The sequence below is a fragment of the Sphingobacterium sp. N143 genome (assembly GCF_030325625.1).
GTDB lineage: Bacteria > Bacteroidota > Bacteroidia > Sphingobacteriales > Sphingobacteriaceae > Sphingobacterium.
Genome location: NZ_JACAIS010000011.1, coordinates 218,620 through 234,361, shown reverse-complemented (window position 1 = coordinate 234,361; position 15,742 = coordinate 218,620). Strand labels below are relative to the sequence as shown.

The following is a 15,742-nucleotide window of genomic DNA, read 5'->3' as shown; positions in this document are numbered from 1 at the left end:
TTAAATCTAATGCTTTTTGATGAAAACACTCCTTATGATTTTAAATTAACGTGTCCACTTTTTGCTGACGATTTACACTGTTTACTTCGCTGATGTTACTGATATTTGGCGATTAAAAACAAAAGAGCGAATTATTGTTAATCTCGCTGGTATATATTTTGAATTAATATTCTGTAGTATGCTATTACTATATAGCATTATTTTCAATAACGACATTATATTATTGATAGCATTGATAATCTTTGTATCATCTTTATTCAATTTGAACCCATTTTTCCCCAGGAGTGATGGCTTTTGGATCGTTACTGACATAACTGGGAAAACAGATATTTATAAATATAGCAGAAAAAAGATGTCTGAATTTTTCTCAAATTTAATCAGACTCAAGCCTACAAAAGTAAATTTTTCCGATATACTACTTATTTTGTATAGTTGTATAAGCTATACTTTTTTAGCTTGGTTTCTATTTATTATTTTGATTAAAAACCCAGAGGCAACATTTCTTTTTCCAATAAAATTATTCGAACTTTTTCGAAATATGTATTTAAATCACTATTTTTCTCTCAAAGATTTGTTGCATATCCTTCCATCTTCAGTTTTTTATTATTTACTAATAAAGTATATATATCAAATGATTTCAAATAAAAGAAAGCTTAAAAAAACAACATAAATAATTTACTATATTTTAAACCCTAATTACATGAAATCTTCTTCTTTAAGCAACATATTCCTTTTTATATTTTTCTGTATTATTTCGGTTAGTATGTCCTATGCCCAAAAAATTGAAATTATACTTCTTGACTCTTTAACAAAAGCCCCAATCGCAAATGCTAGTGTTTTCCTCGCAGATGAAAATAACGGTACGGTAAGTAATGAAAAAGGTATTGCAGTTATTGGAGAAACCACAAGCCGTACACTGCGTATTTCTCATTTGAACTACAATCATAAAAATATTATGGTGTCTGGACTTGCTGAAGGTACAAATACCATTTTAGTACGCCCTAAAAACCCCACCGAATTAGAAGAAGTCGTCGTCAATATTGATTCAGATAAGTTGATATTAGGAAAATGGGTTTTGACAGGCGCAAATGCATTGAAAATAAATAAGAGAGGAAAGGAAGAGCGTAAGAGTGCCAAAAGTGTTCCCGCAAATCTAAAAGAATATACAGCTGATGGCTCCTTTCATGTATCGCTCAATGATAAAGAAATTATGAAAGGTAATTACACTGCATTTGAAAATCAGATTAATGAAAGCGTAGTTGGTGCGGATATTAAAAAATTAGAAGGTATAAAAAATATCCTCTTTTATGTTATTAGTAAAGATAATAAGACACTGATAGTCAAATATCAGTTACCTAAGTCTGAATATGTTGTAGAGGAAATTTGGAAAAGATTATAAAAAACTAGTCAGCACCAGTTTCGTCCAAGTTTTTTTTAACATCAATTATAGTCTTGCCCTATACTGCTGAGGTGACAGCCCAAAATATTCCTTAAATAGATTGGAAAAGTTAGGTACGCTTTCATACCCAACTTGATAGACAATTTCAGCGATATGCATATCCTTATTTTCCAATAATTGAAGTGCCTTTAGAAGCCGGTGCTGTTTTATGAACTGGAATATGGTGATCTGCATTTCTTCCTTAAACTGCCTGAAAAGTGTTCGCTCCGATAGAAAAAAATTAGCACTGATCTCAGCGATTGATAATTTATTGTCGAGGTGTTGGAGGATATACGTGCTTACCTGGATCATCAATTCACTTTTTGCCGGCGTGATTTGTAGCAGGATCGGTTTTGCCAATAGTATCGGGAGCATAGACTTGAAGGCTTCCAAAGTAGATCTTGTCATCGTGTCGTGGTCTTTCAGCTTCCAATGCCGCTGGCCAAAAATCAAAAAATGATTCAACAATTCATTTGATGGATACACCTTAACTTCCTCGTGCATATTGTTCATATCCACAAAAATGGTTTTTAGTGACAGTTGCTGAGAACGGGAAATGAGTTTGTGTGGGACATGTGCTGGGATATATACATAGAAAGTACTTGGTACACAGAAACTGGCTTTTTCGGTATAGATAAAGAGGGTACCATTTGTTGGGCTAAGTAGCTGTACCTGTTCATGAGCATGCATTTCCGTATTGAATTGTCCATAGTTACGTAATTCAATTGTGCCATCGGGGAAGTTCTGGGCACAATGAACGAAGGGAATGGTGGATTTTGGCATTATTGAATAACAATTGTTTTATTTTCAAATATATTAAATTCTGTAGTTCCGGTACTTTTGAATTATAAAAATAAGTTGAAGATGAAACAAGTTAAGATTTTCGATACTACTTTACGTGATGGAGAGCAGGGACCGGGCTGCCAGTTGACACTGAATGATAAATTAGAAATTGCTGAAAAACTCGATGCAATGGGGGTAGATGTGATAGAGGCAGGGTTTCCAATAAGTTCACCTGGAGATTTTAAGGCAGTAACAGAGGTTTCTAAACTGGTGAAAAAGGCAACTGTTTGTGCATTAGCCCGGGCCAATAAGAAAGATATTGAAGAGGCCTCTTCAGCCTTGGGTAAGGCCAAGGTGGCACGGATTCAGCTCGGAATCGGAACATCGGACATTCATATTAAACATAAGTTTAATACCACGCGAGAGGTGATCTTGGCGAAAGCTTATGAAATGGTGGCTTATGCGTCGGATAAATGTGATGAAGTACAATTTTTTGCCGAAGATGCTGGCCGCGCAGACAATGATTTTTTGGTTCAAATGACCGATACGGTGGTTGAAGCGGGCGCGAAAGTTGTCAATCTTCCTGATACCAATGGTTTTTGTACACCCTTTGAGTACTTTGAAAAGATAGCCTATGTGAACCAAAATAGAAGGGAAAAAGAGAACGCAATTCTTTCTGTCCATTGTCATAATGATTTAGGTATGGCCACAGCCAATAGTATTGCTGGGCTAATGGCGGGTGCACTTCAGGTGGAAGGAACGATTAATGGTGTGGGCGAACGTGCTGGAAATGCTGCCTTGGAAGAAATTATTTTGACACTCATTGTAAAAGAAAATCTAGGGATTGCGACCGAAATTGATCCGAAATATATTGTGGAACTGAGTAGTATGGTAGAACGGGCAATGTCAAACCCTGTACAGGCCAATAAGGCCATTGTTGGGAAAAACGCTTTTGCGCATTCCTCCGGCATCCACCAGGATGGCGTGCTGAAAGACCGTCGAAACTATGAAATTATTGATCCCCAAATCATAGGAGGGAAGTTGCCTGAATTGTTTTTATCCGCCAGGAGTGGACGTGCAGCATTAAAAGATCGGTTAAAAAGTATGGAAATAGATTTCCCAGCTGAACATTTTGAAAATATCTATAGCCGATTTCTTGTTTTGGCAGATCAGAAACGTTTTATTGAAGATAATGACCTCCGGAGTTTGGTTTAGTATGGAGCAATAATTACAAATACTGTTTGCCACATGACGCTCTACTCGGCCAGTTACGTTTTCTGTTTCTATTTTGTTTTTTATAATTCCGCGAAATACTGTAACGGCAAATCTGTCGGTAGGAAAAGGAACTGTAGTCATAGGAATACTGTCGAGGACTCTCATCTATGTCGGCATTTCTAATATTTATCATAAATAAGTATGTTTAAAATGGTTGCTTTTCCTATCGTATAAAGTTCATGGGATAGGCTGGTACAATTTGACCTTTTAGGATTTTTTGAAGTTTGGAAGCCATAAGCCTTTTTGTCAAAGGCTTGAGATAATCGAGATAGAGAACTCCCTCGGTATGGTCGTATTCGTGCTGTATCATTCGCGCGGTTGTTCCACTGAATGTACGGATTTGCTTTTCAAAATTCCGATTATAATATTCAATCGTTATCGCCCAATTCCGCTTTACTTTGTAGAATAAATTTGGGATACTTAAACAGCCCTCTTCGTCTTCCCAAAGCTCTTCAGACCGTTGGATGATTTTGGCATTGATAAAAGTTTCCATTATGCCTTTATCATCTTGGGGGAAATAAAACTTTCTGTCTTCTTCTCCGAGGTTATCAAAAGTGGATTTACTGTCCACGATAAACAATTTAATTGGAAGTCCTATCTGTGGTGATGCCAATCCGCAACCATTGGCATTTTCCATAGTTTCCCACATATCGGCAATTAATTTATCCAATTCAGGATAATCCTTTTCGATGTCGTTGCATTCCTGTTTTAAGATATGGTGTCCGTATGCTAAGATGGATCGTTTCATTATTCTTTGGGTTTTTCAACAAATTTCCAAAGAATAAATATGCTAGGCAATGAACCTATGTTAAGTATTTATGCAGGTTTTTCGTTGATTTCAACGACGTTCGAGATTGCTATACTATTTGTCTGCGAATCCGGCTCAGCGCCTGCGGTGTTATCCCAATATAGGAAGCAACGTATTTTAACGGAATGAATTTTAAAATATCGGGTTGTTCATTGAACAGGTTTAGATACCTTTCTTTTGCCGTATGTTTTAAAAGCGATAATTCCCTTTTGCTTTTTTGCAAAAACAGTTTCTCCGACACAAAACGCCCTAAATAGTTTCCCGCTTTGGTCTGTGCATACACTTTTTGCAAATCATCATAAGATATTTGCCAAACCACGGTTTCTGCCAATGCCTGCAATTCGTATTCAGATGGTGTCCGGGTCAGGAATGAATTGTAAGCACAGGTAAATTCTTTATCAAAACAGAAATTAAAAGTCAGTTCGTTTTCATCATGGGGAATATAGAACCGAACGATGCCTGTTTCCACAAAGAAAAGATAGTTTTCTGTTTCGCCCCGCTGTGTAATGACTTCGTTCTTGGCAAAAAGCCTCCTGTCAAAGTGGGAAGCTATAAACTCCCATTCCGTTTCCTGTAATTTTATTATCCGCTCGTAGTATTCTCTGATGTGCCCCATAAAAATATTCTCTTTTTAGTCTGTCTTTCGAAAAAGAAAATACAAATTTAGTGTTTTTATAATAACCACATTTTCTCGCCATCTCTTTCTACTTCGATTAACTTACATTATTGGGAGGTAATTTAGAGGCTATTTAAAGGCTTAGCCAAATGGGGGGCGTCTCAACTCTAAGAATGTTTTCTTCATCTTCAAGGTCAAAGTTTATTTTATAAATCGGGTATAGTCTTAAAAGTGAGCGTGTTGTTTCTGGAGCCTCTTTTTCGGTTGAGACATTGGTTTTAAATATTTCAACTATTTTCATGTTTCTGTAAATCATAAAAGGTTAATATTTACTCCAAACCAGTTTTGCCTAATATCCAAAATGGTTTTACTTTCACTTGTTTACGGGGAAGACCTAATTCCTTTATAAAAAGGCTGTTTAGTTCCATGCACATGTGGCCGTCTCCTCCAATGTAAACCATAGTATTGTGCTCTATTTCCAAACTCCTACAATACGCAATTAAGCTGGTGTCTGAGCCATGTGCTGTTTTTTGAAAAAAAGTAAACCCAAGTGTTCCGTCAAAATCAGTAAACAATTGTTTTTCATCTTTTCCATAAATGATTCCGTCCATCTCATGTTGTGGTGTCAGATGATGCGTAAAACAATAGAAATGTGACAATGCGGTAATATCTCCTATAAAAAGGTGTTTGGGCATTGAGGTATCTAATGTGAATTTACCGAGCGGACTGGAAATGAGGACTTGACTGCCGATTTCCGTAATTTCTGCCCATTGGCTACCCGGCCCATCCGTATGTGCGCACACGGCAATATCTATATAACTTTTCTTTCCATCTTGCTGGCAACGCCAAATGGAATACGTTCGAACACGGTCTCGCAGTTTCCCCTTTTGATTTGGAAACAGGAGCAATCTTACATGCTGTCCCGGGATTAATTCTGTGAAATTGATATTTACCTCTAAGGTGAAATGGAATATTTTCTCTGCAATCTGTCTTTTTCCAATTACAGTTGCCTGATTCATAAATAACTTGGTGAAAATTCTTTCTTCTAAGTTCATCTTATCTTTATTTTATGGATGCAAACTTAGAAAGGAATATCTTGGATTTCATTCGCCCAGGTTAACAAATCACTTTTTTAATATCCTTTTACGTATCCGGCTTAGAGACTGGGGCTTTACTTTAATATAGGAAGCAATTAGGTATTAGGGAATCCGTTGATTTAAATCGGGATAGCGCTCTAAAAACTTCAAATATCTTTGTTCAGGCGTGTCAACATAGAATGAAGTTATGTTCGCTATCGCTTCCAGAAACAATTGCTCCGAAATCATTCTTCCTATTTTTTCACCTTGAATAATTTGCTCATACAACTGTTGTAGTCTGTCATAGCTAATGCATAACATCTCGACATTTTCGACACATTTAATAGATTTAGAGGAAGGTGTCTTCGTTAGAAAACTTTCATAATTGCAGACGAAGTCACTTTCCTTATCAAAATTATAGGCATGAGGTTCGTCTTCCTCTATAAAGTAAACCACTAAGCCTTTAATTAAAAAGCCGATTTCTTTACACACATCCCCTTGTGCCAAGAAGTATTCTCCCTTTCCCCACCTTTTAAAATGGAATAAAGAGTCTATCAGTATTTTTTCCCGCTCATCAATATTAATAAACCTTGTAATTTGGTCAAAGAGTGCCTGTTTCATATATCAAAGTATTGACTAATGGGTCTATTTTGTATAGTCAATATCTGTCATAAAATTACGAAAAACAAATGGATGGCTAAAGGCTTCATACTCTAGTCGTCAATTCCGAGTACAATAATTTTAGTAAGGTAATTATTGAATTGTAGACAGAATACTATAGTTACGATATATTGCGGAATTAGGCAAATTACTGACTAGATAATTTTTTTACTGGCATGTATTTCAGTAATTTTGATTTATAACATAAACTTTAAGTAAGAATGGAAAAGTATAATTACGGGGTCATTGGTCTGGGTGTAATGGGAAGAAATCTGCTTTACAATATTGCCGACAATGGTTTCTCTGTCGTAGGATTCGATTTAGATGAAGAAAAGGTAATAGAACTTCGTAAAGGAGTGGCTTCAGGTACAAAGGTTGTTGGAACTGTTTCTCTAGAGGAATTTGTGTTGAGTTTAGACAGTCCGCGAAAAGTTATTTTGATGGTTCCTGCAGGCAAACCGGTTGATGCTGTTCTTGAAAGCATAACACCGCTTTTGAGTCCGAAAGATGTTGTCGTTGATGCGGGAAATTCTTATTTCAAAGATACCGAGAGACGTATAGCTGATTTAGCTTCTAAAAACCTTCATTTTATGGGAATGGGCGTTTCTGGAGGAGAGCAGGGCGCAAGAAGAGGACCGAGTATTATGCCGGGTGGAGATTTGGAAGTTTTCAATTTGGTGAAACCTATGCTGGAAGTGATTTCAGCAAAAGTAAAAGGGGAGCCCTGCACCGCTTATATGGGGAAAGGAGCTGCAGGGAATTATGTTAAAATGGTTCACAACGGTATTGAATATGCCATCATGCAATTAATCAGTGAAGCATACGATTTACTGAGAAAAGGAGCTAATCTTAACAATAAACAATTGTATGAAGTTTTCAAAAGATGGAATGAAGGCGAGATGAATTCTTTCCTTATCGAAATAACAAGAGATATTTTCCAGCAAAAAGATGATGTAACAGACGGTTTTCTTGTCGACAAGATTTTAGATAAAGCAGGAGCAAAAGGAACCGGAAAATGGACCTCCCAGGAGGCTATGGAAGTTGGGGTATCTATTCCAACCATCGATATTGCAGTCACATCAAGAATTTTATCCGCTTACAAAGATGAGCGCGTAAAAGCTTCTCAATTATATGCTAAAGAAGAAGTAAAAACTCCTGAAAATACAGAATTGTTCATCAAAGACGTGGGGGATGCTTTGTATTTATCTACTTTAATCAGTTATGCTCAAGGTCTGGCATTATTGGTAAAAGCTTCTGAAGAATATCAGTTTGAAATTCCGTTAAAAGATGTTGTTAAAATCTGGAGGGGTGGATGTATCATCCGTTCGGTTTTATTGGAAAAATTCTATCTGGCTTATTCAAAATACGAGAACTTATCTAATATTTTATTGGATCCGGAAATTTCAGAAATTGTAAAAGATAAAATTTCTTCATTAAGAAAAACAGCTGCTTTTGCTGTATCAAACGGAATTCCAAGCTTAGGAATTCAGTCGGCTCTAGGGTATTTCGAAGCTTACACCACAGCATCTTTACCAGTGAACCTGCTTCAGGCGCAGCGTGATTATTTTGGTGCACACACTTACCAAAGAACTGACAGCGAAGGAGTCTTTCATACGTCATGGCAAAACCCAAATAACTGAATCTAGCAATGAGTGACAATACAATCCTGCATCCAACAACGATCGTTATTTTTGGTGCAACAGGGGATTTGGCAAAAAGAAAGCTTTTTCCTGCCTTTTACAATTTATATATCGATGGCAGAATGCCTAAAGGGTTTAATATTTTAGCTTTAGGAAGAGCCGAAAATACGGATGAAAAATTCAGCGCTTATATTAAAGAAAGTCTGGAGAGTTTTTCCAGGAAGACCGTAACCAAAGAAGATTGGGCTGGTTTTCAGGCTCACATCAGCTATTTTCAGCATCAGCTTGATGAAGAAAGCTCTTATCAGAATTTATATCAGAAACTGGAAAATTTTGATAAAGTGTACGGAATGAGAGGAAACAGACTTTTCTATTTGTCCATTGCACCAAACTTTGTATCAGTAATTTCAAATCATCTTAAAAATACTGCAATAGCATCTGATCCTGCAACAGATCGAATTATTATCGAAAAACCTTTTGGTCACAATAAAGAATCTGCCATTGAGCTAAATAATCTTCTTTCACAAACTTTTCAAGAAGAACAGATTTATCGTATCGATCATTATTTAGGTAAAGAAACCGTTCAGAATATTTTGGCGTTCAGGTTCGGAAATTCAATTTTTGAACCTCTTTGGAATCACAGACATATAGAATCGGTGCAGATTACGGTTGCCGAAGAAGTAGGAGTGGAAACAAGAGCCAGTTTTTATGAGCAGACAGGAGCTTTGCGCGATATGATTCAGAACCATCTTTTGCAAATTCTTTGTATGGTTGCTATGGAACCTCCGGCTTCACTTGAATCGGGTGAGATCAGGGATCGTAAAGTTGATGTTTTAAAATCCATCCGTAGGATTTCTCCCGAAAAAGTAGATCATTATGCGGTAAGAGGACAGTACGGACGAGGCAAAGTAAATGGGGTAAAAGTAAATGGCTATCGCCAGGAAGAGGGAATTGCTCATGATTCCAATACGGAAACATTTGTCGCGATTAAGTTTTATCTGGATAATGAAAGATGGGAAGATGTTCCTTTTTACGTTCGTACCGGGAAGAAAATGAAAGAAAAGCATTCTTATATAACGATTCAGTTTAAGCCACTTCCCAATTCTATGTTTTCAGAAAGCACCTCGCTTCTGTCGGCTAACCGATTGGTTATTAATATCCAGCCACAAATGGACATCAGATTGCAGTTTATGTCTAAAAAACCAGGCTTGTCTTTAGCGCTTAAACCTGTGGAGATGATTTTCGATAATTTTGCCTGTCAGACCGATACTCCCGAAGCTTATGAAACTCTTTTATTGGAAGCACTTGTGGGAGACCCTACATTGTTTATGCGCTCTGATCAGGTAGAAGAAGCTTGGGATGTGATAAAAACGATTCAGGAAACCTGGGAAAAAACCAAAGACCCATCTTTCCCAAATTATGCTTCAGGAGACTGGGGGCCTGATGACAGTGATGCACTGGTAGAGCGGCAGGGACATCAGTGGGTTTAAAATCTAATTGAAAGAAAATGAATATTACGATATTTGATAATCTGGATGCCTTATATAAAAAAGCAGCAGATACATTTGTTGAGCTTTCTGAAAAAGCAATCCAGAAGCATGATAAATTTGTGGTCGCGTTGAGTGGTGGCTCTTCACCGAAAGCCATTTTTAGCTTATTAGCTACTCCCGCGTACGCAGATAAAATAATTTGGAACAAAATCCATTTTTTTTGGGTAGATGAAAGATGGGTTTCCCTTGAAGATGAGAAAAGTAATTTTAAGATGACTCTGGAAGTCCTTTTGAATAAAGTTCCAGTCAATGAAAATCAGATTTTCCCCATGTATAAAGACGGAATTGAGCCTGAAAAATATGCTAAAGAATACGAAGCTCAACTCAGAAATGTCTTGGGAGCTGACGGTATTTTTGATTTCATCCTTTTAGGAATGGGGGATGACGGCCACACAGCTTCGCTGTTTCCAGGTGAAAAGATTTTACAAGAAAAAGAAAAATGGGTTGATGCCTACTATCTAAAGCCACAGGAAATGTTTAGAATTACGTTGACAGAACCTATTATCAATAAAGCTGAAAATATTCTGATTGTTACGTTTGGTAAATCCAAGAAAAACGCTTTGAATGAAGTTCTTAATGGTGTATATAATCCTGAACTATATCCGCTACAGTTAATTGAACGGAAAGCAGGAGTCCAGATTTTTACTGACAGAGAAGCTGGAGTTTAATGTTATTAACTATCGTCTTAGCTTACCCCATTAACGGAAAAAGCCGTTTGAATGATCTTCAAACGGCTTTTTTATCGCATTATCAGTTCTTCATTTTGATCTGACTATTTCTCCCACCATACCTTGGTATGGAAGTCATCACCACCCATCTGCTCTACGGCTTTGGCATAGTTTTCCGGATTAAAGCGGCGTACTTCATTCTTGTACATAAACCGTGTAGGCATAACGCCATCGTAAAACATATACGGTGTTTTAGGTAGTTTAGGATAGCCCGTACGGCGGTACTCAAACCACTGCTGGTAGTCCACCATAAAGAGACCTAAATATTTTTGAAGCATAATCCGCTCCAGCGTACCGTTGAATTTGGCCGCCTCATTGTTAAAATAGTCTGCCGGAACCTCACCGCCATACTGCTTGATCGATGCGCGTACGCCGTTTTCATAGGCTGTTTTTGCCTCGGCATCCATGCCCAGCGACAGATATACTTCTGCTTTGATGAATTCAACCTCTGAATAGGGCATCAGGATCTCCTGGATAGCGGTTCCGACTGCTTCTGGGTACATGAGGTCACCATTCGGCGTGCTCGGACTGAACTTATAAGCAGATAGGTCACCGGAGTGTCCCGCAGGGATCCCTCTATAGCCTATTTTTACGGGTTTTCCGTCGACCATTTCGGTTGCCTCGGTCATGATAAACGGACGGCGTGGATCATCCAGCGTATTCAGATTATCCACGAAAAATTCGGCCATCGCCGTAAAATTGACATAATCCTGCCGTCTTCCCCAGGCGTAATCATAAGGTGACAGACCGGTAATTTTTACTATGGCGGCGTCCTCATTGGAAGTAAAGATCGGGTACTGCATGGGGTTATCCAAGATGTTTTTGATCTTTTCCGCCGCGGGAATACGTTTGGACTGGCGCAGGTAGTAACGCAACAGGAGCGAGTTATTGAATTTACGCCACGACTCTTTCTTGTTGTTGTAGAGCAGATCACTTCCATTCATAACATCCTCGCCGGCATACAGCGTGTTTGCTGTCTCCAAAGCTTTGATCATATCTGCGTAAATCTGCTCCTGCTTGTCAAACTTGGGCTGGCTGATGTGTTCTTCTGCACGCAGTGCTTCGGACATCGGTACATCGCCAAAGCTATCTGTCAGTAGGCCGGCAATATAGGCCTTTAACGTGATAGCAACGGCCTTGTACACGGTCTGTCCGCTTGTTTCGGCTGCCGACTCCATTTCCCGGATATTCCGCAGGTACCGGTAACAGGTATTCCATGTACCGTCGCCGGAAGTCTCGGTAAAATAATACCGGTGCACGCCGTTGGCCGCACTCGGATTGGCCAGGCCGGTCTGCATGATTTCCCAGGTAAAGTCGTTGCTCCGTACAGTGAAATAAGTTGACATGCCATATACCGTTGGGGTAATTAATGCACTGGGGGTCACATTTTCGACTTTGTTAGGATCGATATTGATTTCATCAAAATTTTTGGTGCATCCCTGTAGTCCAACCATGGCCGACAAGAGAAGTGCAATGCTGATATGTTTGATTTTCATTGGTCTCGATTTAAAAATTAGCTCTCAGATTAATTCCGAACGTTCGTGTGCTCGGCATTTGTCCCATCTCTACACCGGGCATGATCGTGGCTCCATTTAACGCAGCAGTCTCTGGATCATACATCGGGAAGTCGGACCACATCCATAGGTCGCGGCCGAAAAATGCAATCGATGCACTGTTCATCTTCCAGCGTGAGACCAGGCTTTTGGACAGCCCGAATTCCAGGCGAACCTCCCGCAGTTTCAGATAGGAGGCATCAAAACTGTTGGTCTCCATATTCGCCCGGCGATAGTAGTCGCCATACCAGGTATTGATAGCCACCTCTTTGGTATTGGGGCGATAGGTACCGTCGCCATTCTCCACCACACCTTCACCGACGATAAATCCTGTCTCACGGCCTTTTAGCGTATGGGTTAGTTTACCTTGCTCGGTCATTTTGTGGTGCGTCTGGGAGTAGACAATGCCGCCGTATTGTCCATCCAACAGGAAGCTAAAGGACATATTTTTGTAACGGAACTCGTTGTGCAGGCCGCCTCGCCAGTCGGCGTAGGCATTTCCGATCTTGACTTTATCCGTAGGGCGAACAGCCAGACCGGTACTTGCATCAATCAGCACATCGCCATGCTCATTGCGTACAAGACCATAACCCCACAAGTCTCCCGTCGAGCCGCCAATGGTTGCCCGGATCTCTGCGGCTCCGGAACCGCTGCTTGCAATGATCTGATAAGGCGTTTCCACGCCTTCTGTCAATTCCAGTATCTTGTTGTCATTCTTCGACCAGTTTGCGGTTGCCGTCCATTGGAAGTTTTCAGTTTTGACGGGTGTTCCTGACACACTCAGTTCCCAGCCTTGATTCCTGATCAAGCCGCCATTAATGAGGGCCTGACTGAAACCGGTACTTACGTCCAGAGGAACGGTCAGGATCTGGTTTCTGGAACGGTTGTAGTAAAAATTGATATCCGTTGTCAACCGGTTATTTAAAAATGCAAGATTCAATCCTGCCTCGGTTGATGTGGATATTTCGGGTTTTAGATTTGCATTATGCAAGACCGAAGGCGCCTCGGCAGATCCCGGAAAAATGGAGGTCTGAAAATATTTCAACGTGCTATAGGGATCCGCGTCGTTACCGACCTGTGCCCAAGACAGTCTCAATTTTGCAAAAGATACCGCTGTTGGCATTGGCATGAGCTCGCTCAACACAAAACTACTGCTCACCGAGGGGTAAAAATATGATCTGTTATTGGCTGGTAGGGTGGATGACCAGTCATTGCGCGCGGTTACATCCAAAAAGATTTTATCCTTCCAGGAGAGGTTTACCAGACCAAATACACTTTGAATTTCTTTTTTTATCAGCTTATTTTCGGCAACCGCATTGGTAAGCGCATTGCTCAATTTGTAAACACCTGGCGAGATCAATCCGCGGGCCACACCGATGTCTTCCTTCATATCGCGCTTCATCACGTTACCGCCCAAGGATGCCCGGAGACTGAAATCCTCGCTTAGCTTGTCAGTGTAGGATAGCAACGCGTCGGTATTGGATTCCATATAGAACAGGTCCTGCTGCTTATAGTATCCCTTTGGAAAATTGGCGGTGTCCCAAGGCCGCTTTTGCTCGCGGCGGTCTGAACGCATATTGATGCCCGATCGTAGCATCAGCTCCCATTTGGGGTTAAAAGTATATATCCCCTGCAGCATACCATCGATGCCGTTGCTCACCAAACTATTCGTCATTTCATGGGCTATGACAAATGGATTTTCGATATACGAGCTAAATGGATGTATCTGTTCGAGATTCTCCATTCCTTTCTTCCATCTTGGTCGGTACCAGTTGAGGTCGATACTTGGATTTTGGAAGATCATGAAGTAAGCAATGGACTGATTGTTGTAGCCCGTTCCGGGGAGATTGTCGCTGTTTTTATTGGTGTAGTTGGCCTTGAAATTAATCTTAAGCTTCTCACTCAGATTGGCCGAACCATTGAAGGCAGCCACAAGGCGCTCAAACCCGGTATTGGGCATGATCCACTTATTCGAGGTATGTGTGAGTGATGTCCTTGCTGTAAATTTGTCCGTACCACCATCAAATGCGACGCTGTTCATATAGGTCGCTCCTGTACGGAAGAAACCTTTGACGCCGTCCTTATAAGGCACCCATGGTGTCCGTTCGGTACCTGTCGTCTCCAGTTCAGGATCGTACTGGAAATACATCTGCCCGTCAAATTTAGGTCCCCAGGCACTGGAGGTCGATCCGGTGTTGGAACCGTCCTCAGTCAGGCCGTAGGAATAATACAGATCACCATTGGCATTGCGGTTTAAATTACCTTGTCCATATTCATACTGAAAATCAGGCCATTTTAACACATTTTGAAAGCTGCTGTTTGAATTGACGGTTACCCCAATGCCTTTACCGTTTCTTTTTCCGGATTTGGTGGTAATGATCAGTGCGCCATTTCCTGCACGGCTACCATATAATGCGGTCGCGGCGGCGCCTTTCAGCACGGATATGGATTCGATGTCGTCGGGGTTGATATCGCCCAGTCCATTTCCAAAATCTACGGGAATATCTTTATCAGCTCCGCTGGAACCAGCGCCATAGGCATCGGTTACACCCGAACTAAATCGGCCATTGACCAGTGGAACACCGTCCACGACAATCAGCGCTTCGTTTTTGGTCGGATCCAATGAGCGGTCGCCCCGTAAGTTGATGCGCGCGGTGTTTAAGGGACCGCTGCTTGCCTGCGTGATGTTCAGTCCGGCGACCTTACCTTTCATGGCATCCACCCAATTGCTCGGTGCCGCATCGGTCATCTGTTGGCCACTGATTTTACTCACGGCATATCCGAGGGATTTTTGCTCGCGTTTGATGCCTAGGGCCGTCACCACGACTTCCTCCATCTTCTGATTGGAACGATGTAAGGTGATGGATGCGTTTGTTGCGTTCGCTGACCATTCTCGTTTTAACGGATCATAACCGACACTTTGAAAAGTCACTTGCTGACCCGCGTCGACCTGAATGGTAAAGCGGCCTTGATTATCTGTCGTTGTCAATGGGCTGCCGCCTGCGGTGATTGTCACGCCGGCTATAGGTTGATGGGTGTTGTCGTCCAGCACCGTGCCAGATACCGAAACTTTCTGCTGGTTCAACCATACGTGTTTGTTCCCGTGAGGAGAAAAGGAATGCGCCACTCCCGGAGCAAAACCTAATCCTACCAACAGTAAAAATGCGCGGCTAGTACGCCCGGAGTATCGGTGGAACGATGAGGTAACTTTTTTCACTTGTTTCATAATAGACAAATCATAAGGCAGAAATCACTGCCATCGATGCGGCAAAGCTAGTTACTCCGTATAAAGTTTATGTTAACGAAGGATTAACAATAAGATAATAAAACGCAAGATCACGCATAGATCGCGCGTGATTAATTCTCGCCAATGAGATGAGCAACCGAAGGGCTTGGAATTATGCAATTAGTGAAGTCTACTGTCCAAGCGGCCTTTTCTTCTTTTTGTTTTAATTTATTTTCAATGGCAGGTTTAACCAAATATGTATCAAAGGATCGTCCAGAGTTCGCGGTATATGGTATATATTGAAGATGATGCAATAATATTATCTGATAAGAAGCACTTCCTTCAATAGGACTTTCGGCTACCAAAAATGAATCATATTCGAAATTGAA

13 protein-coding genes are annotated in these 15,742 nt (G+C 40.5%); 5 read left to right on the top strand and 8 right to left on the bottom strand.

The genetic code is table 11. The annotated features are described in order from the left end of the window. The first annotated feature begins 700 nt into the window (after positions 1-700). Positions 701-1,399 (top strand): DUF4488 domain-containing protein, encoded by a 699-nt coding sequence (locus HX021_RS19935; protein WP_286592348.1) that lies wholly within the window; start codon positions 701-703, stop codon positions 1,397-1,399. 45 nt (positions 1,400-1,444) lie between these two features. On the opposite strand, the gene HX021_RS19930 is transcribed toward HX021_RS19935, so the two are convergent. Continuing rightward, positions 1,445-2,221, bottom strand: a complete 777-nt coding sequence (locus tag HX021_RS19930; RefSeq protein ID WP_286592347.1) for a helix-turn-helix domain-containing protein — start codon at positions 2,219-2,221, stop codon at positions 1,445-1,447. Between the two features lie 81 nt (positions 2,222-2,302). Between HX021_RS19930 and HX021_RS19925 the strand changes: the two genes are divergently transcribed. Next, positions 2,303-3,436, top strand: a complete 1,134-nt coding sequence (locus HX021_RS19925) for a 2-isopropylmalate synthase (protein ID WP_286592346.1) — start codon at positions 2,303-2,305, stop codon at positions 3,434-3,436. A gap of 223 nt (positions 3,437-3,659) precedes the next feature. On the opposite strand, the gene def is transcribed toward HX021_RS19925, so the two are convergent. The 5 genes from def to HX021_RS19900 all read right to left on the bottom strand — a co-directional run bounded on the left by def (position 3,660) and on the right by HX021_RS19900 (position 6,617). Next, positions 3,660-4,244 carry a peptide deformylase gene (gene def / locus HX021_RS19920; protein WP_286592345.1) on the bottom strand — a complete coding sequence of 195 codons (585 nt, stop codon included), beginning with the start codon at positions 4,242-4,244 and terminating at the stop codon, positions 3,660-3,662. A 109-nt stretch (positions 4,245-4,353) separates the two neighbouring features. After that, the gene (locus HX021_RS19915) at positions 4,354-4,920 is read right to left on the bottom strand and encodes a Crp/Fnr family transcriptional regulator (RefSeq protein WP_286592344.1); all 567 of its coding nucleotides are present in this window, start codon (positions 4,918-4,920) and stop codon (positions 4,354-4,356) included. 133 nt (positions 4,921-5,053) lie between these two features. Beyond that, positions 5,054-5,221: a hypothetical protein gene (locus HX021_RS19910; protein WP_286592343.1), complete on the bottom strand. Its 168-nt coding sequence runs from the start codon at positions 5,219-5,221 to the stop codon at positions 5,054-5,056. A gap of 28 nt (positions 5,222-5,249) precedes the next feature. After that, positions 5,250-5,975: a siderophore-interacting protein gene (locus HX021_RS19905; protein WP_286592341.1), complete on the bottom strand. Its 726-nt coding sequence runs from the start codon at positions 5,973-5,975 to the stop codon at positions 5,250-5,252. Positions 5,976-6,119: 144 nt separating this feature from the next. Continuing rightward, positions 6,120-6,617 (bottom strand): Crp/Fnr family transcriptional regulator, encoded by a 498-nt coding sequence (locus tag HX021_RS19900; RefSeq protein WP_286592340.1) that lies wholly within the window; start codon positions 6,615-6,617, stop codon positions 6,120-6,122. Between the two features lie 260 nt (positions 6,618-6,877). Between HX021_RS19900 and gnd the strand changes: the two genes are divergently transcribed. Genes gnd through pgl form a run of 3 tightly spaced genes read left to right on the top strand, consistent with a single transcriptional unit; the run spans position 6,878 to position 10,514 of the window. After that, entirely contained in the window at positions 6,878-8,296 is a 1,419-nt protein-coding gene (gnd, locus tag HX021_RS19895) for an NADP-dependent phosphogluconate dehydrogenase (RefSeq protein ID WP_286592339.1), read from the top strand. A gap of 8 nt (positions 8,297-8,304) precedes the next feature. Then, positions 8,305-9,786: a glucose-6-phosphate dehydrogenase gene (gene zwf / locus HX021_RS19890; protein ID WP_286592338.1), complete on the top strand. Its 1,482-nt coding sequence runs from the start codon at positions 8,305-8,307 to the stop codon at positions 9,784-9,786. A 17-nt stretch (positions 9,787-9,803) separates the two neighbouring features. Further along, positions 9,804-10,514, top strand: a complete 711-nt coding sequence (pgl, locus tag HX021_RS19885) for a 6-phosphogluconolactonase (RefSeq protein WP_286592337.1) — start codon at positions 9,804-9,806, stop codon at positions 10,512-10,514. Positions 10,515-10,618: 104 nt separating this feature from the next. On the opposite strand, the gene HX021_RS19880 is transcribed toward pgl, so the two are convergent. Together HX021_RS19880 and HX021_RS19875 are read right to left on the bottom strand one after the other, a co-directional pair. Beyond that, entirely contained in the window at positions 10,619-12,070 is a 1,452-nt protein-coding gene (locus HX021_RS19880; protein WP_286592336.1) for a SusD/RagB family nutrient-binding outer membrane lipoprotein, read from the bottom strand. A gap of 10 nt (positions 12,071-12,080) precedes the next feature. After that, a complete protein-coding gene (locus HX021_RS19875) occupies positions 12,081-15,353 on the bottom strand; it encodes a SusC/RagA family TonB-linked outer membrane protein (RefSeq protein WP_286592335.1) in 3,273 nt (1,090 codons plus the stop codon). Positions 15,354-15,742: the final 389 nt, after the last annotated feature.